The sequence below is a fragment of the Pseudoxanthomonas winnipegensis genome (assembly GCF_004283755.1).
Taxonomy (GTDB): Bacteria; Pseudomonadota; Gammaproteobacteria; order Xanthomonadales; family Xanthomonadaceae; genus Pseudoxanthomonas_A; species Pseudoxanthomonas_A winnipegensis.
In genome coordinates this window covers 164,305-186,311 of record NZ_SHMH01000003.1, presented here as the reverse complement: position 1 = coordinate 186,311, position 22,007 = coordinate 164,305, and the positions used below count along the sequence as shown (strand labels likewise).

Below are 22,007 nucleotides of genomic sequence, written 5' to 3'. Positions count from 1 at the left end.
GGCAGGGCCCGCCCGCCCTCATTTCGCCGCGCAATCGAGCACGTGCTGCGCCTCGGTGCCCAGACCGACTTCGTGGACCGACAGCACCGTGCCGGCCGGCATGCGCCAGCCCAGCGGCGCGGTGACCTGGCCCATCTGCGCGTTGCGCGCGGCGAAGCATTTCAACGGGATGCCCAGCGTGCCCCAGGTGCCGCGCGGCGCCTGGGCCAGCGCGGTGTCGATCGGCAGGGACGCGCTGCAGCCCGGGCCGCATTCCAGGAACAGTTCGGCGCCCGGCTGCGACGGCGCGGCGTCCACGCGCAGGGTGACGCGCAGCATCACGTTGCCGTTGGTCTCGCGCACCAGGTCCAGCGGGCGCGGTGCGAGCAGCGCGATCTCGCCGGCCTGCTTCCAGGTGATCTTCCACGCGTCTTCCTGCGCCTTGTAGTCCACCGGCGCGATCGCCACGTCCGGCGCGTCGCGCTGGCCGGAAGGCTGGGACAGCGTGCGCGGCTTGCCCACCACCGACTGCACGCGCAGCGTCCAGCCGGTGGCCGGCGTTCCGCGCTCGAAGAAGGTCTGCGCGCCCAGCGAGGCCAGGTCCATGCCCGCATCCTCGGACAGCGCCGGCACGGACGCCGGCTTGGCGTAGGTCAGGCCGTAGCCGTAGGCGAACTGCGGGTCGTAACCGGACTGGCCGACGTTCAAGGGCGTCTGCACCGCGGTGCGCGGCCACGAATAGGACAGCGTGCCGCGGAAGTCGTGCTGCACCTTGCCCGTGGCGTCGCGCAGCAGCACGTCGGCCACGCCGCCGCCTTCCGAACCCGGCAGCCAGGCGGCCACAAAGGCGTCGGCGGCGTTGATCTCGCGGTTCATCCACAGCGGACGGCCGGACAGGAACACCGCCACCACCGGGATGCCTTCCGCCTTGAGCTTGCGCAGCAGCTTTAGGTCGCGGTCGTCGCCCGGGCGATAGGCCAGCACCTTCAGGTCGCCCTGGAACTCGGCGTACGGCGTTTCTCCGAACACCACCACCGCCGCGTCGGGCTTGTGCGTGTAGTGGCCGTCGGCGGCCAGCTCGACCTGGCCGCCGGCGCGCGCCACCTGCTCGCGTAGGGCCGCGGCGATGGTCTGCGCATGCGGGAAGTCCTCCGGCTTCAGGCCGGTGCCCTGCCAGCTCAGGGTCCAGCCGCCGGACTGCATCATCATGTCGTCGGCGCCGTCGCCGGCCACCAGCAGCTTCGCGCGCGGATCCAGCGGCAGCACGCCGCCGTTGTTCTTCAGCAGCACCAGCGACTCGCGCACCGCGCGGCGCGCGATGGCGCGATGCTCGGCGCTGCCCAGCAGGTCGAACCGGCCCGCCACCCCGCGCGTGGAGGGCTTGCCGGCCTCGAACATGCCGGCGCGGAACTTGACCCGCAGGATGCGGCGCACCGCCTCGTCCAGGCGTCCGGCCGGCAGCGCATGGCCCTTCTCGGCCGCCAGCAGATGCTCGTAGCAGCCCTTCCAGGTGTCCGGCGCCATGATCATGTCCACGCCGGCGACGAAGGCCGGCACGCAGTTCTCGCGACTGCCGCCGGGCACGCCGGCATGGCCGTTCCAGTCGCTGACCACGAAGCCGTCGAAGCCCATGCGCTGCTTCAGCACCGCATCCAGCAGCGAGGCGTTGCCGCTCATCTTGACCCCGTTCCAGCTGGAGAACGACACCATCACCGCCTGCACCCCGGCCTTCAGCGCCGGCGGATAGCCCGCGCCGTGCACGTCGCGCAGCGTGGCCTCGTCGATGCGCGCATCGCCCTGGTCGCGGCCCTCGAAGGTGCCGCCATCGGCCAGGAAGTGCTTGGCGGTGGCCACCACGTGCGCGCCCTTGAGGAAGTCCTTGCTGCCCGGCTTGCCCTGCAGGCCCTGGATCAGCGGACCGGCATAGGCGCGCACCACGTCCGGATTCTCCGAATAGCCCTCGTAGGTGCGGCCCCAGCGATCGTCCTGCGGCACCGCCAGGGTCGGGGCGAAGGTCCAGTCGATGCCGGTGGCACGCATCTCCGCGGCGGTGGCCTGCGCGATCTGGCCCATCAGCGCCGGGTCGTGGGTCGCGCCCAGGCCGATGTTGTGCGGGAACAGCGTCGCGCCCACCACGTTGTTGTGGCCGTGCACCGCATCGACGCCGAAGATCACCGGGATGGCGTTGTACTTGCCGCCGCTGGTGTCCATCGAGGCGGCGTAGAAGTCATCGGCCAACGCCAGCCAGGCGCTGGCCGGCGCGTTGTACTGGCCGCCCGGGTCGGAGCTGCCGCCGGCCAGGATCGAGCCCAGGCGGTAGGTCTTCAGATCGTCCGGGGTGACGCTGGCGATGTCGGCCTGGACCACCTGACCGACCTTCTCTTCCGGCGACATCCTGGCCAGCAGCGCATCGATGCGCGCCTCCAGCTTGGGATCGGGCTTGAGCGGCGAGCGCAGCTGTGGCCACAGCGCCGGATGCGCGGTGCCCGCCTGTTGGTCGAGCGCGATGGCCGCGCCGCCGCTCAGCAGGCCGGCCGACAGCGTCGCCAACAGCGCGAGGAAAAGGGGGCCACGGGCGGCGCGGAAGGGACGTTGCTTCATGCAGAGGACTCCTGGGAAAGGGATGCACGTGCCGGGCGTGCTGCGGTCGCAGCAGGCGTCGGCCGCGCGTTTTGGCAAGATGCGGCGACGGCGACAGGGGATGGCAGACGATGCGGGTGAGACTGGAGGACGTGGCCGAGGCGGCCGGCGTATCGATGAAGACGGTCTCGCGCGTGCTCAACCAGGAGCCGCGCGTGAGCGAACAGACCCGCCGCCGGGTGCAGGAAGTGGTCGATCGGCTGCACTACAAGCCCAACCTCTCCGCGCGCAGCCTGGCCAGCCGGCGCACCTTCGTGGTCGCGCTGGCCTACGACAACCCCTCGCGCAACTACCTGATGCAGATCCAGGGCGGCGTGCTCGAGGCCTGCCGCGAGCGGCACTACACCCTGGTGCTGGCGCCGGTGACCTATGGCGAGGGCCGCGCGATCGCCGAACTGCGCGAACTGGCCAACCAGCACGGCGTCGACGGTTTCGTGCTCACCCCGCCGCTGACCGACGACATGGAGCTGCTCGGCTTCCTGGACGATGCGGCCCTGCCCTTCGCCAGCATCGCCCCACGCACGCATCGTGGCCGCATCGGCGTGACCGTGGACGAACACGCCGCGGTGTGCGAGCTGATGCACCACCTGCTCGCGCTCGGCCATCGCCGCATCGGCCACATCAAGGGGCCGCCGACCCACGGCGCGGCCGAGTGGCGACACGCCGGCTACCGCGAGACCCTGCGCGAGGCCGGCATCGCCTACGACCCGGCGCTGGTGGCCAAGGGCGAGTTCACCTTCGAATCGGGCGTGGCCGCGGCCAACCAGCTGCTCGACCTGCCCGAGCCGCCCACCGCCATCTTCGCCGGCAACGACGACATGGCCGCCGGCGTGATCCGCGTAGCCGGCGAGCGCGGCCTGCGCATTCCGCAGCAGCTCTCGGTCTGCGGCTTCGACGACACGCCGATCTCGCGCCACATCTTCCCCTCGCTCACCACCGTGCGGCAGCCCACGCGCGACATGGGCCGCACCGCGACACTCGAACTGATCAAGACCATCCACACGCCCGACAGCGGCGCGATGGTGCAGATGCCCTACGCCCTGCAGCTGCGCGAATCGACCGCGGCCCCCTCGACCTGACGCACGCATGCGCGCCGCGCCAGGGCGGCCCCGCAGTACATGGACGAAACGCAGGTCAGGCAGGCGCATAAGGGAGACAAGGCGGGCAGCAAGGCAAGGAAGCGCCACCACCCACGACCCCGTCCGGTGACAGCGCTGTCACCATACGAAGCCCGACCCCGCCTTGGCATTCTGCGCCGCATCAATCTGGCGGGCTTGTCATTCCCCAGACGGCACAAAGGCCGGCAATGCCGGCCTTTGCCTTCCCATCATGCCGAAGGTGGGACTCGAACCCACACGCTTTTAAGGGCGGCGGATTTTGAGTCCGAGCCGGAGTCCTTGCGCAGCAAGGGTTTCGGCGCGATCGGTGTTCCGCAATCCGGCCACTACTGGCGCCCTGAAACCCGCGCCAGACCGCGCTGGACATCGTCGGGCGCACCGCCGAGACCGGCCGGCGCTCCGGCGGCATCGTCGGGCTGACCTCCCAGCAGGCTGGGTTCGTGTCCAACGTCCGGGCCGAGCTGGCCAGCGGCGAACGTGATCGCCAGATTGCTGCGCTTGTCGTGGTAGCTGTTCCAGGCGCCGACCAGCGCGCCGGCGACGACCATGAGGAGCACCGGCAGCGAGAACCCGAAGTTCTCCGCCATGTGGCTGATGCTCAGGTACTCGAGCGCCTGCGGCGCGGTGACGATCTCCGGGCCGTCCACTGCCGTCGCCGTCGCGCTAACGGTCGCTGCTGCCAGCAGTTTCCAGGCCGCATTTCCAATGCTCATCGATCCCCCAGGGCCGCAATCAGCTTCTTCGCCTGCGCCAGGCGCTTGGTCCGATCGTCGAGACCGTTCGTGCCCCCGTTGATCCGCCGGGTGACCTTCACGACGCTGTCCTGGTCCGCCAGCTCGTTGAGCCGGTGGGTCTTCCAGAACCAGCCCGCGGCGAGCGCGGCGTCCGGCAGCTGGGCGACCATCGCCGGGTTCTGGACGCAGCGGTCGTCCCCGTAGAGGTCCAGCGAGTAGGCCTGGTAGTTCGCGCGGCCGGTGAGCTGGATCAGCCCCCTGCCCTTGAACCGGACCCCGTCGCCGGGCTTGGTGTTGCCCAGATCGGCCCTGCCCTCGTAGGCGCGGCCGCTCGCGTACTCGGTCGCCGTCGCGAAGCCGTCCGACTCGTGGGCCACCTGGGCCAGGAAGTGGGCGTGCTGCAGCGGCGTGGTGATCCCGAACCGGATGCAGGCGTCCTCCAGCGGCTTGGCGTACTTGCCGGCGCCCATGGCGGCCGCGACTGTCTCGATGCTCACCAGGGCTTCCTCGAAAATGCACGGGGCGCCTCACGGCGGGCCGAATTGGGTTACAGCAGCGCCAGCAGCACCTGCCGGAGGGCGGGGACGTCTCCCCAGCGCAGGCGGGAGGCGCGCGGCATGCCGACGGCGGGCGTCGGTGCGACCTGCCGCGGCGACCGGCGCTGCGCGCGCGCGACATGCCGCTCGACCGGCGTCAGCACATCAGCCGACGCGCAGGCCGCATCCGGCCTCAGCAGGTTGCGGGCTCTGATCGGCACGGCGGCGCTCCGATGGGTGCCCGATCAGCGATCCGGCAGGCTGGGCTGCTTGGTCCGGTGTGCGATGCGGGCGTGGATAGTTCCCAGCCGCCCGGAGAGAGCGGGACAGCTGGGATGGCTCACTGACGGTGGGCCGAGAAGGCACCGGCCGGCGCCGCCGGATCGGGTAACCCGCCTAAGCGGACCCGTGCGCGGTTCCCGGCGCGCACACCCCGCTTCTCGGCGGGGTCCTGCACGGCGGCGACGGTCGGCATTTGCGTCCCCCAGACGCGAAAAACCCGGCTGCTGGCCGGGTTTCAGGGGGAGTCTTGGACGATGCGCGCAATTTAGGACTTCGTGTCGGACACGTCAAGCACCGAGCCTGCAGCGCACCCACCCCCTTCCCTCGGCCACCATCTCGCGGAACTTGCCCCGCCCGATCATCATGCGTTCGGCCTTATCGGCAGGATGGCCAGCGGCACAGTAGTGAAGCCGGACCGCCATTCCCAAGGCTGGAAAGACCTTTTGGAGGTCCAGCACGGCGCGCTCAACGCGCTGGGCGTCCTGCGGAACGTAGATCTCGCCGCCCGACGAGCGCGTCTCGGCTCCGCGCACATGCTCGGCGGCCCATACCGGCACAGGCAGCACATTTCCCTTGCCGTCCGTGAGTCCCGCCGCTTGCCCCATCAGCGTGCGCCGGCCATTCCTATCGCGAACGATTCCGTGGCCACGCGCAGCTGCGGTCAATGCGCTCTGTCGCTCACCCCCGGCCACTGCGGCCGAGGGTGACGGATACCGGAGCAGCGAATGCCGGGGGGACGATGAGCGCGCTTTGGCTGTTGCCGACGCTTGCGCCGACCTGCAGGTCCTGGTTGCCGCCTCTCGGGATGCTGCTGCCATTCTCCAGTCCAAAGCGGGTCCGACCGAGCAGGAAACGGTGCGCCGGCTCTATGCCGCCCTGGCCCGTGTAGGCGGTGCGCCATGAGCGCCCAGATCCTCACCCTGCGTCCTTTCCAGAGCGCCCGTGCGGCGGCGCGCTCCGCAGGTTTCAGTGACGCCCAGGCGCTGCGAGAGATCCGCGCTGCGCAGCGCCTGGGCCGCGAGGGGAACGAGATCGTCGGCCAGGTGCAGGAGCGCTCTCGGGCGATCCGGCGCGGCCACGCGCCTGCTGAAGAACGGCATCCGCCACTACATCGACCTGCACGGCCGGCCCGTCGTCACCCGCGCCACCATCGAGGGAACGCCGGCGCCCGAGGCGGTCGCTCCTGGCACCTGGAAGTCCAACAAGGCCGCCTGATGGGACGCAAGCCCTCCAAACCCGGCGCGATCCCGCACTTCAGGGCCCGGCTGCGCGGGAAGAAGATCTACTACTTCTACGACCACGGCGGCACGCCGCGGCGAGAAGAGCCGCTCGGCTCCGATTACGGCCTAGCCATCCAGAAGTGGGCTGTGCTCCAGCGGGACGCACGATCGCCGGCGTCCGCGCAGATCATGTTCTCCTGGGTCTGCGACCAATACATGAGCTCGGTAGCCCCCACGAAGGCCGCGCGCACGTTCGAGGACAACCGCAAGGAGGTGCTGAAGCTCAAGGAGTACTTCAACGACCCGCCCGCCCCACTGGATGCGATCCAGCCTGTGAACGTGCGCGGCTACCTCACCTGGCGCACCGCCGGCGGTAAGGCATTCGTCCGCGCCAACCGCGAGAAGGCCCTGCTGTCGCACATCTGGAATTTCGCGCGCGACCGCGGCTACACCGCGCTGCCCAATCCGTGCGCGGGCATCAAGGGGTTCCGGGAGACCGGTCGGGACGCCTACATCGAGGACAGCCAATACGAAGCCATCTGGGCGGCGGCCGACGACTGCCTGCGCGACGCGATGGACCTGGCCTACCTGACCGGTCAGCGGCCGGCTGACGTGCTCGGGGTATCAGAAACCGACATCCGAGACGGGGCGATCCACTTCATGCAGCGCAAGACCGGCAATAAGCTGCGGGTGGAGCTGTCGGGAAGCCTGGAGGCGCTCCTGGAGAGGATCAGGGCGCGGAAGAAGGCCTTCACGGTCTACAGCACCCGCCTCATCGTGAACGAGAAGGGGCGGACCGTGGGCGTCAACGCGATGTCCAGGCGCTGGGCAAAGGCCTGCGCGCTGGCAAAGGTCGAGGGAATTCAGTTCCGGGATTTGCGCGCCAAGGCGGGCACGGACAAGACCGAGTCGGCCGGCGATATCCGGAAGGCGCAGGAGCAGCTGGGGCACTCATCGGTCGTGATGACCGAGACCTACGTGCGCAAGCGCAGGGGGTCCAAGGTGACCCCGACTCGCTGAATTGCGGAACACGGGCTGGGATTGCGGAAATGACCGGTCGGCGCCAGATCCCGCGAAACCCTTGTCACTGTTGGTGCCGAAGGTGGGACTCGAACCCACACGCTTTTAAGGGCGGCGGATTTTGAGTCCGCTGCGTCTACCATTCCGCCACTTCGGCGCGGTCGCGCAGTATAGCGGCCCGGGGCGGTGCCGGTAAGCCTGCGGCGCGCGGCGTTGCGCGCATCGCGCTCTCCCGCGGTGCATCACTCGTTTGGCGATATTCCTTGCTAGATTGGCGGAAACAGGCCAGCTCCGATCCCCCATGCCCATGCTCGCTTCCAGACCGCGCCTTCCGGGTGTGCGGCCGATGCCCCAGGTCGAACTGTGCCGCCGCGGCGAGCTGCGCGTGGAGAAGTTCCTCGACGCGGCCGCCGAGGTGTTCGCCGAGAAGGGCTACCAGCAGGCCCGCCTGAGCGAGATCGTGGCGCGCGCCGGCGGCTCGCTGGCCACGTTGTACCGGGCCTTCGGCGACAAGGAAGGCCTGGCCTTCGCCATCATCGAGCGCCGCCTGCAGGACATGGCCGACCGGCTGCGCGCGATGGAACTGGACGGCTTGTCGCCGCAGGAGGCGCTGCGCAAGGCCGGCCGTGAGATCGCCGCCAGCCTGACCACGCCCGATGCGCTGCTGGTCAACCGCATCGTGATCGGCGAAGGCCGCGCCTTCCCGCAGCTGCGCGACTTCTTCTTCGACAACGCCATCGCCGACACGCGCGGCTGCCTGGGTCATTACTTCGAACAGCAGGTCGCCGCCGGCAGGCTGGTGCTGCATACCACGCCCTACCAGGCGGCGGGCCAGTTCTTCATGATGCTGTTCGGCGAGCTGACCATCCGCACCGCCTGCGGCTACATGGCCAACTCCGATCCGGAGGAGCTGGCGGCCTACGTGGACGCCTCGGTCGAGCAGTTCCTGCACGGCGCGCTGCCGCGCTGAAGCCGCTTCATCGCAGCGAACGCGGGCTGGCGAACGGCCACCAGCCCGCGCCGGTCAAGGCATAGCGATCGGCGGCGCGCTCGAAGCGGTTGCGCACGCTGATCCCGCCACACAGCAGATAGAGCGGCAGGAACAGCGGCCCCAGCGCCATGTACTGCAGCACGTGCGCGCGTTCGTGATCGCCCAGGCGGATCGGCGCGTCGATGCAGTGCCCTGCCCGATGGCCATAGGTGTGGCAGGCGACGTCCAGGTCGGGCCCGGTGTGCAGGATGGTGTTGCCGAAGGTGATCGCCCCGCCCGGCCCCCAGGGCCAGCGCGCGAACACCAGCGCGTGCTCGCGCGCGCTCAGGTGCACGCGGGCGCCGCGCAGCAGTCCTGCCGCGCCGAGCAGCAGGCCAATCAGGGTATTGGGCGAGGTCCAGAGCACCCCCAGCGCCAGCAGCAACGGACGCGGCGCGCGCACGCGCACGCGGGCGCGATCGCTCACGCCTCGTTGGGCATCAGCAGCCACAGCAGCAGGTAGACCAGGATGCCGGGAAAGGCCGCCGACGCCAGCGAGACGATGACGAACACCACCCGCACCAGCGTGGCGTTCCAGCCGAAGCGACGGGCGATGCCGCCCATGACGCCGGCGATCATGCGGTCGTCCAGCGAACGGGCCAGCGGACGGGGAGCGGTGGGCGTGTTCATGGCGGCACTCTGCGAGCGGCGGTGGATGGTGGGGAGTCTAGCGGTGTGTGGGTCAAGGGCGGGTTGGGGATTGGGGATTGGGGATTGGGGATTGGGGATTGGGGATTGGGGATTGGGGATTGGGGATTGGGGATTGGGGATTGGGATTCGGGATTCGGGATTCGGGATCGCAGGAAGCGTCAGCCCAAGTGATCTGCCCCCTCCCTTGCGCGCAGCGCAGGGGAGCTCGAAGTCGCGGCTAGCGACTGAGGGGGAGGGGTCGGCTTTTGCTGTTGCTGTTAGCTCTTGCTGTCGCTGTCAGCTGTTGCTGCCGCCCTTGCTGCTAGGGCTCGCTGTTGCCGTTGGCATTCGCTTGTCTTTAGTTCGCCGCGAAGAGCACCCCTCCCCGGCCCTCCCCTGCGCTGCGCGCAAGGCAGGGGGCGGATCATGGGGAAACGGTCAGTTTGGCGGGGCGGTTGGTGGCGCTTGGACCGAGTCGCCAAACAGCGGGTCTGGCAGACCGATCAGCGCGCCGACAGCCAGCCTGCGATGGCGCTGGGGACTTCGCGCTGGGCGCGGCTGGAGACGTAGATGCCGATATGGCCGCCGCGGAAGCTCAGTTCGGAATAGTCCTGGCTGCCGACCAGCCCGCGCAGCGCCTTGGAGGCATCCGGGGGCACCAGATGATCCTGCTCGGCGTAGATGTTGAGGATCGGCATCTGCAGGTGCGACAGGTCCACCGCTTCGCCGTCCAGGGCGATGCCGCCTTCGACGAAGCCGTTGGCCTGGTAGAACTGCTTGGCGAACTGGCGGAAGGCCTCGCCCACCTGGTCGGGCGAGTCGAAGATCCACTTCTCCATGCGCAGGAAGTCCTGCACCGCGCGCCGGTCGTCGAGGATGTCGAGCAGGCCGACATACTTCTGCACGTTCAGGCGGAACGGCTTGAGCATCAGGTAGCTCAGATTCATCAGGTCGGCCGGCACGTTTCCCAGCGTGTCCACCAGCAGATCCACATCGACCATGCGGATCCAGTTGGACAGCATGTTGTCCGGCGTGTGGAAGTCCACCGGGGTGACCATCGTGATCAGGTTGCGCAGCTTGGCCGGATGCAGCGCGGCATGGCACAGCGAGAGCGCGCCGCCCTGGCAGATGCCGAGCACGTTGATCGCGTCCTCGCCGCTGGTCTGGCGCAGATGGTCGACGGCGCCGTCGATGTAGCGGTTGACGTAATCGTCCAGCAGCGCGAAACGGTCCGAGCGATCCGGATAACCCCAGTCGATCAGGTAGACGTCCTGGCCCTGCGCCAGCAGGCCACGGACCAGCGAACGGTCCTCCTGCAGGTCGACCATGTAGGGCCGGTTGACCAGCGCATAGGTGATGAGCAGCGGCACCTTGGCGGTGGGCGCGGTGTAGCCGATGAAGCGATACAGCACCACCTTGCCATCGCGCCAGACTTCCTCGCGCGGGGTCACGCCGTAATGCACATCGCCGACCTCGGGCAGCGTGCGCAGGCCGGCGCCCAGCTTCTCCTGCAGGGCGATCGCTTCGGCGGCCAGCGCATCGGCGGTGGCGCGGAACGGGCTGCTGCTCATGCCGGCGCCTTGCCACGCGTGGTGCGCTTGGCGGAGGTCTTCGAGACGGGCTTGCTGGGCGCGTTGGTGCGGCCGGCCTTCTTCGCTGTGGCTTTCTTCGCTGCTGCCTTCTTCGCCGTCGGCTTCTCGCCGATCTTCTTCGCTGCGGTCTTGGCCGACTTCTTCGTCGACGACTTCGACGCCGCGGAAGGCTTCGAGGTGGCGGTCTTCTTCCACGCCTTCGCCTGTCGCGCTGGCGACGGAGCCTGGCGAGGCGTTTCAGGCGCGGCTGCGGGACGCGGCGCGGGCCGCTCGGCGGCCTGGCCGCGCATCATGCGGCGCAGGATGCGCTCGAGTTCGGCGATCTTGCGGTGCGCGGCGTCGACCTCGGTGCGCGTGGGCAGACCCAGCAGGCTGCCGAGCTGCTCGACCTCGCGCTGCACGCCGGCGCGCATGCGCATCTGCGCGTTGGCCAGCGCGCCGTAGACCTCGCTGAACTCCTCGGACAGCGCCATGCGCGCGTAGGCATCCTCGGCCGCGTCGATCCACTCGTCGAACAGGGCCCGCGCGCTGTCCAGCGCACTGCCCTCGCCCGCCCGCTGGTTCAACTTCTCCTCGAACAGCGCATAGGCCTGGCGCGAGGCATCCTCCAGCAGGGTGCGGTAGGCCTCGGCGGCCTCGCGTAGCGCATGCTGGGCCTGCAACAGGCCCTTCCAGCGCTGCTGGTGCTCGCGCGCCGGGCCGAAGGCCGGCGTCCTGGACCATTCCTCCAGCGGCCCGCGCAGCGATTCCAGCCAGGGCAGCCACTGCTCGCCCAGATCGTCCAGCCCGGTGGCCTGACCGAACAGGCTGCCGAACAGCTCCGGATATGGATTGGCCTCGGTCGCGCCCAGCGCCTGGCGCCAGGCGGCGACGATGTCGGCCGGGGTGTTGTCGCGGTCGGCGAACTGGGCGGCCACGTGCTGCATGCGCCCGAACCAGTGCCGGGCCAGCCCGTCGAAGCGCTCCATCACATCGCCCGGCGCCCCGCCCTTGGGCGGCGTCCAGCCCGGCCAGCCGCCAGGCACCTGCTGCCAGGCCGGCGCGGCGGTCTCCAGCGGCACCGAGGCGAACTTGCGCAGCGCCTCGCCCCAGGTCTCCCAGACCTGGCGCGCCATCGCGTCCGCCCCTTCGCCCCACCCGCCTTGTGCACCCGACATTACGCGCTCCCGACTTGCGTCTGGATGATAGCAACCTGCCGGCAGCTGCCCTACGGCTTGGGAATATGCAGTGTCTTGCTGATCATCAGTGAGCCGGACAGCGCGAACAGCAGCACCAGCGGATGCAGCTGCCACGGCCCCAGCTGCCACTGGCCCCACCACACCTGCGCGCCGAGGCGGCCCTGCACCGCCGCCACCGCCAGCAGCACCACCAGCGCCAGGCTGGTCGGGATGGGCGTGCCCTCGAAGTAGGTCACCTTGCCCTCATCGCCCGAGAGCGCCTCGGCGGTGACGTTGTAGCGCGCCAGTCGGCTGACGCCGCAGCACACGAAGTAGCTCAGGATCAGCCAGTCCCAGCCGCCCTGCAGGCCGCAGGCGTAGGCCAGCGCCGCCGGCGCCACGCCGAAGGAGATCACGTCGGCCAGCGAATCCAGCTCGCGCCCCAGGGTGGAGGCCGACTTGCGCCAGCGCGCCACCCGGCCGTCCAGCGCGTCGAAGATGAAGGCCAGCGGGATCAGCGCCATGCCGGCCAGCAGCACCCCCACCCGGCCCTGCTGCATGTAGTGCAGCGCGGCGAATACCGCGCCGCTGCCGCAGAAGGCGTTGCCCAGGGTGAACCAGTCGGCCAGCTGGAAGTCGCGCAGCATCGAGAAATGGCGGGGTCGTGACATGGTGCGCGCGCTCGCGACGGAAGAACGGGCCGCCAGCCTGCCAAGGGCGGCGTCGCGCGGCAATCAAGGCCGGGCGCGAGCGCTCGAAAAGATGTCACCTGCCAGCGCTGCGCGGCCAGCCGCGTAGCGGGCCGCGATGTTCCACGCGCAGGCCCGACGCGCCGCGATTCCGCCTGGTCATTTTTGTGCCAATTCGCTTGACACGCCTGCCCTGCAACGCGCTCACGCGCTTATCCACACCTTTGTCGGCGCGCCATCCACAGCCCCTGTGGATGAACGGCCGCGCGCCGGTCACTTTTTCGCCATCTTCGGCGCAGGCCGCGCCGTTGCTGGGCGCGCACGGCTTATCCACATGCTTGCCCCAGCACTCATCCACACCGGCTGTGGAGAACTGCGGCGGCGGCACGACTCACCGGCGGGCGCGGTTCCACGGCAGCCAACCGGGCCCGGCTCGGCGCCAACAGACGGGACGGGACACCCGCGCTCAGCGGGCGCTGGACCGCCGCTGAAGGTTCGCGCCTGGACCGGCTTGACGAAAGGCCTCTGGAAGATTGGCGGTCTAGCGTGGCGCCTGGCTGCTGCGGCCGAGGCCGCAGCGTGCGCTCCACCGGCGGCCGGTGCCGTGCGGTGGCCTCTCATTCGCGGAGCACTGCCATGACCCCGTCCATCGAATCGCAGATCCAGACCATCGTCGCCCAGCACGCCGAGATCGACCCCGCCACCTTGACCGCGGACACCAAGCTGCAGGAGCTGGGCGTGGATTCGCTCGAGGCCATCGAGATCCTGTTCGACATCGAAGAGCACTTCGACATCACCTTCCCGCAGCGCGATCCGAAGCTGGACGACGGCTCGCTCGGCAAGCTGGTCCTGGCCGTCGAGGACGCGCTGGCGACCAAGGCGGCCACCGCAGCGCAGCCGGCGCACTGACGCGCCATGGACGCCTCCGTGCGGGCGCGGCGCGTGGTGATCACCGGCATGGGCGCGGTCAGCGCGCTCGGCCTGGGCGCGCCGGCGCTGTGGAGCGCGATGCGCGACGGTCGCAGCGGCATCGCGCCCCTGGCCTCGCCCGATCCGCACAGCACGCTGAAGATGCGGATGGCGGCGACCTTGCCCGGGTTCGCCCCGGACGCGACGCAGACCGGCGGCATCGCCCCCGGCCAGCTCGACCGCATGACCCAGATGGCGCTGGTCGCCGCCCAGGAGGCGATGACCCAGGCCGGCCTGAGTGCAGAGTCCGCGCTCGGCGCGCGCTGCGCGGTGGTGGTCGGCACCGGCGTGGGCGCCGAGCTCAGCCGCGACGAGCAGTCGCGCCGGCTCTACCGCGATCAGGCCGAGCGCCTGCACCCGCTGACCATCGTGCGCAGCATGAACAACGCCGCGGCCAGCCAGATCAGCATCGCCTTCGGCCTGCGCGGGCCGGCCTTCGCCGTCTCCAGCGCCTGCGCCTCGGCCAATCACGCGCTGGCCCAGGCCGCGCTGATGGTGCGCCACGGCCTGGCCGAGGTGGCCATCGCCGGCGGCAGCGAGGCCTGCCTGAGCCTGGCCCTGATCCGCGCCTGGGAGGCGATGCGCGTGGTCAGCGACGACACCTGCCGGCCGTTCTGCGCGCAGCGCAGCGGCCTGGTGCTGGGCGAAGGCGCCGGGCTGTTCGTGCTGGAAAGCGCCGAACACGCCGCCGCCCGCGGCGCGCGACCGCTGGCCGAGCTGGCCGGATTCGGCATGAGCGCCGACGCCGGCGACATCGTCGCGCCCAGCATCGACGGTGCGGCCGCGGCCATGCGCCTGGCGCTGCAGGACGCCGGCCTTTCGCCGGAACGGATCGACTACGTCAACGCCCACGGCACCGGCACCCAGGCCAACGACCGCTGCGAGACCCGCGCGCTGCGGCAGGTGTTCGGCGCGCACGCCGAGGCGCTGGCGGTGAGCTCGACCAAGGCCGTGCACGGCCACGCGCTCGGCGCGGCCGGTGCGCTGGAACTGGTGGCCGCGATCGGCGCGCTGCGCGAGCAGGTGGTGCCGCCGACCGCCAACTTCCTCGATCCCGATCCGGAATGCGACCTGGACTACGTGCCCAACCAGGCGCGTGCCCGCCCGGTGCGCGCGGTGCTGAGCAACTCCTTCGCCTTCGGCGGACTCAATGCGGTGATCGCGCTGCGCGCGGCGGATTGAAGCCTCGCAAGGTTCCACGCAGCGCGTCATGCGGCGCGATGCGGCCTGGTCATTTTTGTGCCAATCCACTTGACACGCCCGCCCCGCAACGCGCTCACGCGCTTATCCACATCCTTGTCCAGCTTCCATCCACAGGCCCTGTGGATGAACTGCCGCGCGCTGGTCATTTTTTCGCCATCTTCGCGCGCCGCCTTGCCACGACTGGGCGCGCGCGGCTTATCCACATGCTTGCCCCAGCACTCATCCACACCGGCTGTGGAGAACCGCGCAGGTCGCATCGGCCGCCAACGGCACGGTTCCACGGCACTCCGCTTGGCTCTACGGCGACAGCGTGTCGCCTCCAGCAATCCGGGCGGGCGATGCGCGTCACGCAACCTGGTTGAAGCCCCTCTTGCCGCACCAGCGCCGTCGCCCCGCGAAGGCCAGGCCCGTTGACCTTCGTTCTTGAATGGCCAAGGCGCTGACCCCGCTTTCGCGTGGATGGCGCCTGGTGCCAGCCTCCTTACTTCACCGCCACGCCGAACTGCGCGGCCTCCACCGCACCGGTGCCGCGGCCGCGCGCCTCGATCGTCGCATCGGCCGGCGGCGCGGCCTTGCCGTCGAGCACATCGGCCACGCGATCCAGTGCGGCATAGACGTGCGGCAGCATCGGCGTGTAGCGCGCGCCGTACGCCGGCAGGGCGAGGAAGGCGTCGAAGTGCTCGCCGTTGCGCACCTGCCAGTAGCGCACCGGCCGGCCGGCCGCGCGTGCGGCGGCGACATAGGGCGCGCTGGTGAACGCCGGCGGGATCAGGCCGTCGTCGGTGCCGTGCACCACCAGCACCGGCAGCCCGGCCCGCGGCAGTCCGGCATGGGTGCCCGCGATGCCCGCGCGCACGCGTTGGGCGTCCCGGCCGTGCCCGTCCCACAGCGCGCGCAGGCAGAGCAGCCCCGGCAGCGTCGGGTCGGGCGCGGCCAGCCTGGCATCGATCAGGCCCACGCCGTTGCCGGGCGGGATGCCGCTGGCGTCGGACCACCACGCCGCGCGTTCGACGGCCGTGGCCGCGCGCGGGGAGAGGTCCGCGTTCTGCGCCGACCAGCGATAGCCGCACGGGTGCTCGCCCGGCGCATAGCGGCCGTAGGCCGAGGCGTAGGTCGCCAGGATCGCGCGCCACAGGTCGAAACCCACGCTGGCCGCGCCGGAGGCCAACGCCGCTTCGCTCCAGCCACTGGCCCGCAGCTGCGCGTGCGCCGAGGCGGCCTGCGCCGCAGGCGTCGCGCCCTCGACCAGCCCCTGCGCCTGGAGCGCGGCGCAGCGCGCGGTCCACAGCGGTTCGACCTGGGCGCGCAGCGGCGGCTGCGGCAGCGCCGCCGGCGGCAGGTCGAGCAAGGCGCAAGGCATCAGCAGCGCCGCCTCGCTGGCGAAGTCGTACAGCGCACGCGCGCCGGGTGCGCCTTCGACGTAGACGTTGGGTTCGCCGGCGACGACGGCATCGATGAGCGCGTCGTCCAGCTCGGCCGCGCGCAGCACCGCGCCGCCGCCGTTGGAGATGCCGACCGCGATCACACGCGTATTGTCCGCAGTGAACGGCGCGGCCTGCGGGAAGGCCGCATCCAGCGCCTGCAGCGCGAAGCGCGCGGCCTGCTGCACGTGCCGGCCCCAGTCGGCTTCCGGGTTGTCCTGCGAATGCGCGTGCTTGAACGCCACGCCGCCCGCCCCGGCCGCGGGCTGGGGAGCGAAGGCCAACGCCTGTTCGCCCGGCGCGGCCGAGCTGCCGTCCAGCGCAAAGCCGCGGCCCGCATCCAGGTCGAAATAGTCGGTACCGGTGCCCTTGTCCGTATAGGCCACCGCGCAGCCGCGCGGCAGTGCCCAGGCGCCGCCCACGGCGATGGCGCCATATACCCCGCGCGAGCCCGACGACGGCGCCACCACCACGCAGCGCCGCCGCTGATCGAAAGCGTCGGGTACCTGGACCAGCACGCGATGCGGTTGGCGCGCGCCGGGCACCGTGGCCAGCGCGGCGTACTCGCGGCCCGGCACGCGCGCCACGCTGCCGTAGAGCGTGCCGTAGCCGCCGGTGGGCGAGAGATCGGCGATGCCGCGCCAGTTGGACCAGATCGCACGCCTGCGCAGTTCGGCCGGCGTGGGCGCGTCGGGCCTGGCGAAGGCCGGCGGCGTCGGAGCCTGCAGCCCGGCCAGCCCGAGGCCGGCGGTCAGCAGATCATCGCCGTCGCGGTGCACCGTGACCTGCGGGGCGCCGGTCACGCCGGCCTCCGCGTGCGGGCGGGCCTGCGGCGTAGCGCACGCGGCAAGCGCGCCGGATAAGAGCAATGCCGACAGGCGGCTGGCGGATCGGGTTCCATGCATGGCGCCACGCTACCTGCGGCTGCAGGCCGGCCGCATCGTACTTTGGTACCAGCCGCCGGCGGACGCGGCTTGCTAACGTTAGCCCTCGCCACCCACCGACCGCCGCCGCCATGCCCACCCTGCTGATCGCCGACGACCATCCCCTGTTCCGCGCCGCGTTGCGCGGCGCGGCGGCCGATGCGGTGGCCGCCCTGGAGATGCTGGAAGCCGATTCGCTCGACGCGGTGCTGCAGGCGCTGGAGGCGCATCCGGAGATCGATCTGGTGCTGCTGGACCTGCACATGCCCGGCAACCACGGCCTGGCCGGGCTGGCCGCGATCCGCGCGCAGTTCCCGGCGGTGGCGGTGGTCGTGGTCTCGGCCAACGACGACCCGCGCGTCGTGCGGCGCGCGCTGGACCACGGCGCGGCCGGCTACCTGCCCAAGAGCGCCGGGCTGGAGGAACTGCGCGAGGCCATCCGCTGCGTGCTGGCCTGCGAACAGTGGCTGCCGGCTTCGCTGCGCACGGCGGTGACGCGGGCGCAATCCTCCGCGCACGACACGGCGCTGGCCGCGCGCCTGGCCAGCCTGTCGCCGCAGCAGTTCCGCGTGCTGGGCTATGTCGCCCAGGGGCTGCTCAACAAGCAGATCGCCGACCGCCTGGACGTGCAGGAGCGCACGGTCAAGGCGCACGTGTCCTCGATCTTCGAGCGCCTGGGCGTGCGCAACCGCACCCAGGCCGGAGTGATCCTGCGCGAGCTGGAACTCACCGACCCCGCGCGCCAGCTCGAAGGCTGAGCGGCGCCAGCCAAGCGCCGCCGACCGAGCTGATCACACCGCCGCCTCCACGAAGGCGGAATACGGCCCCTCCCCTTTCGCGCTGCGAAGGGTGAGGCTGGGAGGGGGTGCCTTTGCTTGTGACTTCCCCACAAAGAGCCCCCCTCAGCCGCTAGCACGACGCTCAACCACCTTCGCCGCCGGGCGCACCACCCGCTTCAGAAGCGGCTAAAGCTCCACGACACCATGCGCCCGTTGCGATACGGCATCACACCGTGGAACGGCCTCGGATCGCCATCGAACACCAGCGGCAGGAAGTGGCGGTCGCCCTCCCACATGGGCAGCTCGCCCAGGCGCTCGATCGGCGCCCACTCCAGCGTGCCCTCCGGGTTGGAGGTCAGCGGTGTACCGGTCCAGGCGGTGATGAGGAAGATGAAGCACAGCCAGTCCTCGCCATTGCGGCCGAAGCCGGGCCAGCTGATGGTGCCGCGCAGCTCCATCGCCGTGCATTCGATGCCGGCCTCCTCGGCGATCTCGCGCACCATGCCGGCGGCGATGTCCTCGTCGTTCTCCAGCTTGCCGCCCAGCCCGTTGTACTTGCCCAGGTGTTCGTCCTCGGGCCGCGCGTTGCGGTGGATCATCAGTACCTGCGTGCCGTCGGGCGAAAGCACGTAGCCGAGCGTGCCGGTGATCGGGGTATAGGGCATGGCGAGGGCGTGGCGGTCAAACGCCCATTGTAGTCGCCCCCCACCGGCGCCGCGGTGTTCAACCCGCGCGCGCGGCCAGCAGCCGGTCGAGTACGGACTTCAGCGCCAGCGGCCGCAGTGGCTTGGCCAGCAGCGGCAGGTCGGCCGCGCGCGCGGCGTCGCGCACCGCGCCGGAGGCGTCGGCCGAGAGCAGCACGCATGGGCGCGCGCCGAATGCATCGGACAGGCACGCATGCAGGGCTACACCGGTGTCGCCGCGATCCAGGTGATAGTCGAACAGCCACAGCGCGGCCGACGCATGCGCTAGCGCCGCACGCGCCTGCGCCTCGTCGGCGGCGGTGGCCACCTCGCAGCCCCAGCCCTGCAGCAACGCCGCCAGGGCGGCCAGCGCGGCCTCGTCGTTGTCCACCGCCAGCACGCGCAGGCCGGCCAGCGGCAGGGCGCCCTGTCCGCGCACCGCGGCGCGTGCGGCGCGCGGCGCCGGCAGACGCGCAAGTTCGACGCCGAAGGCGGTGCCGCGGCCCGGCGCGCTGCGCAGCGAGAGCGGCGTGTCGAGCAGCCCGGCGATGCGTTCGGCGATGGCCAGGCCCAGCCCCAGGCCCTGGCCGCCGGCGTCCTGGCCACGACGGAACTCCTCGAAGATCAGCCGCTGCTGCTCCGGCGCGATGCCCGGCCCGCTGTCGTACACCACGATGCGCAGCCGCGCGCCGACGCGCCGCGTTCCCAGCAGCACCCCGCCGCGCGCGGTGTAGCGCACCGCGTTGACCAGGAAGTTCTGCACGATCCGACGCAGCAGCTGCGGGTCGCTGCGCACCCAGGCGCGGCTGGGCACATAGCCGAAGCGCAGGCCCTTCTCGGCCGCCATCGCGCGCACCTGCGCGGCCAGGGGATCGAGCAGTTCGGACAGTGGGAAGTCGCGCGGCGCCGGCACCAGGCCGCCGGCCTCCAGCCGCGACATGTCCAGCAGGCCACTGAGCAGGTCGTGGGTGGACTCCAGCGAGCCGGCCAACTGGCGCAGCGTGTCGTGGTCCTGCGCGGGCGTGCGCTGGGCCAGTGCGTCGGTGAACAGCTGCGCGGCGTGCAGCGGCTGCATCAGGTCGTGGCCGATGGCGGCCAGGAAGCGGCTCTTGGCATCGTTGGCATGCTCGGCCTCGGCCTTGGCGCGCTCCAGCAGCGCGGTGCGCTCGGCCACGCGCTGCTCCAGGGTCTCGTTGGCGCGCTTGAGCCCGGCCTCGGCGCGGCGCGAGTCGGTCACATCGGTGTAGGTGGCCACGAAGCCGCCGCCCGGCATCGGGTTGCCGCGGATCTCGACGATGGTGCCGTCGGGGAACACGCGCTCGGTCAGGTGCGCGGTGCCGGCGCGCATGAACGCCAGACGCCGGTCCAGCGCATGCTCGGCGCTGTTGCGGTGGGGCATGCGCTGCAAGGCCCAGGCGGTGAGATCGGCGATCGGCCGGCCGACCTGGAGCAGCTCCGGCGGGAAGCCGAACAGCTGCGCATAGCGCGGGTTCCAGGCCACCAGCCGCTGTTCGCGATCGACCACGCTGATGCCCTGGCTCATGTTGCGCAGCGCCGCCTCCAGCACCTGCTGGTTGAAGCGCAGGTCGGCCGAGGCCTCGCCGACGATGGCCGCCACGGTGTCCAGCTCGCCGGCCTGGCTGCGCGCGGCATTGAGCAGCAGGCGCGTGGAGGCCGAGCCCAGCACCGCGGAGAGCTCGCGTTCGATGCGCTGCTCGGTGGCCAGCGGCACCGGCCCGGCGTCGGGCGCGCCGGCGAGCAGGTGTTCGATGCGCTCGTGCCCCAGGAAGCGCCGCCCGGCCTCGCGCAGCGCGGCGCGGTCCAGCCGGCGCGCGCTGCCGCGCGGCGCCTGGCGCCAGCCGGTCGCCGCCAGCGTGACCAGCGCGCCCAGGAACAGGCTGGCGCCGACCGCGCGGCCCAGCGCGCTCCAGCCGGTCAGGCCGAACAGCCCGGCCGGAGTGAGCACGCGCGGCACATGCCGCCAGAGCGACGCGTCCACCGGCCACAGCATCGGCACCAGCATCACCCAAGCCCAGGTGGCGAACGCCGCCAGCAGGCCCAGCAGCGCCGCGCGCGGCGGCGTCTGCGGGCGCCACACCGCGAAGCACAGCGCCGGCACCAGGGTGGCCAGCGCGGAGAAGGACACCGCGCCCACGTCGGCCAGCGCGTCGTTGCCGCCGATCAGCCGGTTGTAGGCCCAGGCCAGCAGCATGATCGCCACGATGCCCACCCGGCGCAGGGTCAGCAGTTCGCCGCGGCGATCCTCGCCCTGCCCGCGCAGCCAGGCTCCGCGCAGCAGGCCGGGCGCGAACCAGTGGTTGCCGATCATCAGACTCAAGGTCAGCGTGCTGATCACCACCATGCCGGTCGCCGCGCTCAGCCCGCCCAGGAAGGCGAACAGCCCCAGGCCCGCGTGCCCGGCCGCGAACGGCAGCGCCAGCGCGTACATGTCAGAGGGCACATGCCCGCCCAGCAGCAAGCTGCCGGCGCGCGCCAGCGGCAGCGCCGGCAGCGCGATCAGCAGCAGGTACAGCGGGAACAGCCAGCGCGCGGTGGCCACGTCACGCTCGTCGCGGCATTCGACCACCGCCACATGGAACTGGTGCGGCAGGATGAACATGGCCAGCGCGCCCAGCAGCACCAGCGGCACGAAGCCATCGGCAGCCGGCACAGGTGCGGCGCTGGCCGCGCGCGTCCAGTCCACGTCCAGCCCCAGCCAGACGAACGCGCCCAGGGCCAGCATCGCCGCCAGTTTGAACAGCGACTCGAACGCCATCGCCAGCACCAGCCCGCGGTTGTGCTCGGCCGCATTCGCCCGGCGCGTGCCGAACAGCATCGCGAACACCGCCATCGCCAGCGCCACGTACAGGGCGCCGTCGCGCAGCGGCGCGGGCACCTGGTCGGCATGGGCCACATTGCCGGTGAGCGTGGACACGCTCATCGTCACCGCGCGCAGCTGCAGGGCCACGTAGGGCACCAGCCCGAGCACGGCCACGCCGGTCACGATCGCCGCCAGCCACGCATCCTTGCCCAGGCGGGTGGCGATCAGATCGGCCAGCGAGGTGGCATTGGTCTCGCGCGCCAGCCGCACCAGGCGCACCATGAAGGCCACCGCCAGCGCGTACAGCAGGATCGCCCCGAGGAAGGTCGGCGGCAGCGGCCAACCGTATCGTGCGGCCTGGGTCACCGTGCCGTAGAACGTCCACGAGGTGCAATGCACCGCCAGCGACAGCGCGTAGACGTGGCGCCAGCGCCGCGCCAGCACCGCCGGATGGCGCTCTCCATAGAGGGCGGTGCCGAACATCAGCGCCAGCCACGCCAGCCCGGCCAGCGCGACCATCCACATGCTCAGCATGGGCGCCTCACCCAGGCGCATGGGCACCGCTCAGCCGACGTGCCCTG

General features: G+C 71.1%; 19 protein-coding genes and 2 tRNA genes. 6 read left to right on the top strand and 15 right to left on the bottom strand.

Annotated features, from left to right (window positions below):
- Window positions 1-18: 18 nt before the first annotated feature.
- Window positions 19-2,580 (bottom strand): glycoside hydrolase family 3 protein, encoded by a 2,562-nt coding sequence (locus EAT51_RS07110; RefSeq protein WP_130561442.1) that lies wholly within the window; start codon window positions 2,578-2,580, stop codon window positions 19-21.
- Window positions 2,581-2,690: 110 nt separating this feature from the next.
- Here EAT51_RS07110 and EAT51_RS07105 point away from each other — a divergent pair, with 110 nt between their 5' ends.
- On the top strand, window positions 2,691-3,698 hold the full coding sequence (locus tag EAT51_RS07105) for a LacI family DNA-binding transcriptional regulator (RefSeq protein ID WP_130519491.1): 1,008 nt from the start codon (window positions 2,691-2,693) through the stop codon (window positions 3,696-3,698).
- A 251-nt stretch (window positions 3,699-3,949) separates the two neighbouring features.
- Here the strand turns inward: EAT51_RS07105 and EAT51_RS20255 are convergent.
- The 5 genes from EAT51_RS20255 to EAT51_RS07085 form a co-directional block, all read right to left on the bottom strand.
- Window positions 3,950-4,037, bottom strand: a tRNA-Leu gene (locus EAT51_RS20255).
- 26 nt (window positions 4,038-4,063) lie between these two features.
- Entirely contained in the window at window positions 4,064-4,450 is a 387-nt protein-coding gene (locus EAT51_RS07100; protein ID WP_130519489.1) for a hypothetical protein, read from the bottom strand.
- Window positions 4,447-4,968 carry a glycoside hydrolase family 19 protein gene (locus EAT51_RS07095; RefSeq protein ID WP_228257843.1) on the bottom strand — a complete coding sequence of 174 codons (522 nt, stop codon included), beginning with the start codon at window positions 4,966-4,968 and terminating at the stop codon, window positions 4,447-4,449. Before EAT51_RS07095 ends, EAT51_RS07100 begins: the two co-directional genes overlap by 4 nt.
- A 50-nt stretch (window positions 4,969-5,018) precedes the next feature.
- Window positions 5,019-5,228, bottom strand: a complete 210-nt coding sequence (locus EAT51_RS07090) for a hypothetical protein (RefSeq protein WP_130519487.1) — start codon at window positions 5,226-5,228, stop codon at window positions 5,019-5,021.
- Window positions 5,229-5,576: 348 nt separating this feature from the next.
- A complete protein-coding gene (locus EAT51_RS07085) occupies window positions 5,577-5,954 on the bottom strand; it encodes a hypothetical protein (protein ID WP_130519485.1) in 378 nt (125 codons plus the stop codon).
- Between the two features lie 549 nt (window positions 5,955-6,503).
- Between EAT51_RS07085 and EAT51_RS07075 the strand changes: the two genes are divergently transcribed.
- Entirely contained in the window at window positions 6,504-7,529 is a 1,026-nt protein-coding gene (locus EAT51_RS07075; RefSeq protein ID WP_130519483.1) for a tyrosine-type recombinase/integrase, read from the top strand.
- Between the two features lie 71 nt (window positions 7,530-7,600).
- Here the strand turns inward: EAT51_RS07075 and EAT51_RS07070 are convergent.
- Window positions 7,601-7,686, bottom strand: a tRNA-Leu gene (locus tag EAT51_RS07070).
- A 189-nt stretch (window positions 7,687-7,875) separates the two neighbouring features.
- Between EAT51_RS07070 and EAT51_RS07065 the strand changes: the two genes are divergently transcribed.
- Window positions 7,876-8,499, top strand: coding sequence for a TetR/AcrR family transcriptional regulator (locus tag EAT51_RS07065; RefSeq protein ID WP_130519481.1), 624 nt, complete (start codon window positions 7,876-7,878; stop codon window positions 8,497-8,499).
- 7 nt (window positions 8,500-8,506) lie between these two features.
- Here EAT51_RS07065 and EAT51_RS07060 read toward each other — a convergent pair whose 3' ends face one another.
- The 5 genes from EAT51_RS07060 to pssA form a co-directional block, all read right to left on the bottom strand.
- Entirely contained in the window at window positions 8,507-8,986 is a 480-nt protein-coding gene (locus EAT51_RS07060; protein ID WP_425478259.1) for a hypothetical protein, read from the bottom strand.
- A complete protein-coding gene (locus EAT51_RS07055; RefSeq protein ID WP_130519479.1) occupies window positions 8,983-9,189 on the bottom strand; it encodes a PspC domain-containing protein in 207 nt (68 codons plus the stop codon). The genes EAT51_RS07060 and EAT51_RS07055 overlap by 4 nt, the downstream gene beginning before the upstream one ends.
- 503 nt (window positions 9,190-9,692) lie before the next feature.
- A complete protein-coding gene (locus EAT51_RS07050) occupies window positions 9,693-10,760 on the bottom strand; it encodes a class III poly(R)-hydroxyalkanoic acid synthase subunit PhaC (protein ID WP_130519477.1) in 1,068 nt (355 codons plus the stop codon).
- Complete coding sequence (locus tag EAT51_RS07045) at window positions 10,757-11,896, bottom strand: poly(R)-hydroxyalkanoic acid synthase subunit PhaE (protein ID WP_165422691.1); 1,140 nt, start codon at window positions 11,894-11,896, stop codon at window positions 10,757-10,759. Before EAT51_RS07045 ends, EAT51_RS07050 begins: the two co-directional genes overlap by 4 nt.
- Before the next feature lie 92 nt (window positions 11,897-11,988).
- On the bottom strand, window positions 11,989-12,609 hold the full coding sequence (gene pssA / locus EAT51_RS07040) for a CDP-diacylglycerol--serine O-phosphatidyltransferase (protein ID WP_130519473.1): 621 nt from the start codon (window positions 12,607-12,609) through the stop codon (window positions 11,989-11,991).
- A 654-nt stretch (window positions 12,610-13,263) separates the two neighbouring features.
- Here pssA and EAT51_RS07035 point away from each other — a divergent pair.
- Window positions 13,264-13,536, top strand: a complete 273-nt coding sequence (locus EAT51_RS07035) for an acyl carrier protein (RefSeq protein ID WP_130519471.1) — start codon at window positions 13,264-13,266, stop codon at window positions 13,534-13,536.
- 6 nt (window positions 13,537-13,542) lie between these two features.
- Window positions 13,543-14,778: a beta-ketoacyl-[acyl-carrier-protein] synthase family protein gene (locus tag EAT51_RS07030; protein ID WP_130519469.1), complete on the top strand. Its 1,236-nt coding sequence runs from the start codon at window positions 13,543-13,545 to the stop codon at window positions 14,776-14,778.
- A 502-nt stretch (window positions 14,779-15,280) separates the two neighbouring features.
- Here EAT51_RS07030 and EAT51_RS07025 read toward each other — a convergent pair.
- Window positions 15,281-17,023 carry a D-(-)-3-hydroxybutyrate oligomer hydrolase gene (locus EAT51_RS07025; protein ID WP_228257842.1) on the bottom strand — a complete coding sequence of 581 codons (1,743 nt, stop codon included), beginning with the start codon at window positions 17,021-17,023 and terminating at the stop codon, window positions 15,281-15,283.
- 212 nt (window positions 17,024-17,235) lie between these two features.
- On the opposite strand from EAT51_RS07025, the gene EAT51_RS07020 reads away from it, so the two are divergent.
- On the top strand, window positions 17,236-17,901 hold the full coding sequence (locus EAT51_RS07020; RefSeq protein ID WP_130519465.1) for a response regulator: 666 nt from the start codon (window positions 17,236-17,238) through the stop codon (window positions 17,899-17,901).
- Between the two features lie 197 nt (window positions 17,902-18,098).
- On the opposite strand, the gene EAT51_RS07015 is transcribed toward EAT51_RS07020, so the two are convergent.
- Together EAT51_RS07015 and EAT51_RS07010 are read right to left on the bottom strand one after the other, a co-directional pair.
- On the bottom strand, window positions 18,099-18,587 hold the full coding sequence (locus tag EAT51_RS07015; RefSeq protein WP_130519463.1) for an NUDIX hydrolase: 489 nt from the start codon (window positions 18,585-18,587) through the stop codon (window positions 18,099-18,101).
- A 58-nt stretch (window positions 18,588-18,645) separates the two neighbouring features.
- Window positions 18,646-21,981: a PAS-domain containing protein gene (locus tag EAT51_RS07010; protein WP_425478260.1), complete on the bottom strand. Its 3,336-nt coding sequence runs from the start codon at window positions 21,979-21,981 to the stop codon at window positions 18,646-18,648.
- Window positions 21,982-22,007 lie beyond the last annotated feature (26 nt).

Coding starts and splice junctions, on each gene's coding strand:
- EAT51_RS07110 (WP_130561442.1), bottom strand. CDS start 2,580: ATGAAGCAACGTCCCTTCCGCGCCGCCCGTGGCCCCCTTTTCCTCGCG.
- EAT51_RS07105 (WP_130519491.1), top strand. CDS start 2,691: ATGCGGGTGAGACTGGAGGACGTGGCCGAGGCGGCCGGCGTATCGATG.
- EAT51_RS07100 (WP_130519489.1), bottom strand. CDS start 4,450: ATGAGCATTGGAAATGCGGCCTGGAAACTGCTGGCAGCAGCGACCGTT.
- EAT51_RS07075 (WP_130519483.1), top strand. CDS start 6,504: ATGGGACGCAAGCCCTCCAAACCCGGCGCGATCCCGCACTTCAGGGCC.
- EAT51_RS07065 (WP_130519481.1), top strand. CDS start 7,876: ATGCCCCAGGTCGAACTGTGCCGCCGCGGCGAGCTGCGCGTGGAGAAG.
- EAT51_RS07055 (WP_130519479.1), bottom strand. CDS start 9,189: ATGAACACGCCCACCGCTCCCCGTCCGCTGGCCCGTTCGCTGGACGAC.
- EAT51_RS07050 (WP_130519477.1), bottom strand. CDS start 10,760: ATGAGCAGCAGCCCGTTCCGCGCCACCGCCGATGCGCTGGCCGCCGAA.
- EAT51_RS07045 (WP_165422691.1), bottom strand. CDS start 11,896: ATGGCGCGCCAGGTCTGGGAGACCTGGGGCGAGGCGCTGCGCAAGTTC.
- pssA (WP_130519473.1), bottom strand. CDS start 12,609: ATGTCACGACCCCGCCATTTCTCGATGCTGCGCGACTTCCAGCTGGCC.
- EAT51_RS07035 (WP_130519471.1), top strand. CDS start 13,264: ATGACCCCGTCCATCGAATCGCAGATCCAGACCATCGTCGCCCAGCAC.
- EAT51_RS07030 (WP_130519469.1), top strand. CDS start 13,543: ATGGACGCCTCCGTGCGGGCGCGGCGCGTGGTGATCACCGGCATGGGC.
- EAT51_RS07020 (WP_130519465.1), top strand. CDS start 17,236: ATGCCCACCCTGCTGATCGCCGACGACCATCCCCTGTTCCGCGCCGCG.
- EAT51_RS07015 (WP_130519463.1), bottom strand. CDS start 18,587: ATGCCCTATACCCCGATCACCGGCACGCTCGGCTACGTGCTTTCGCCC.
- EAT51_RS07010 (WP_425478260.1), bottom strand. CDS start 21,981: ATGCGCCTGGGTGAGGCGCCCATGCTGAGCATGTGGATGGTCGCGCTG.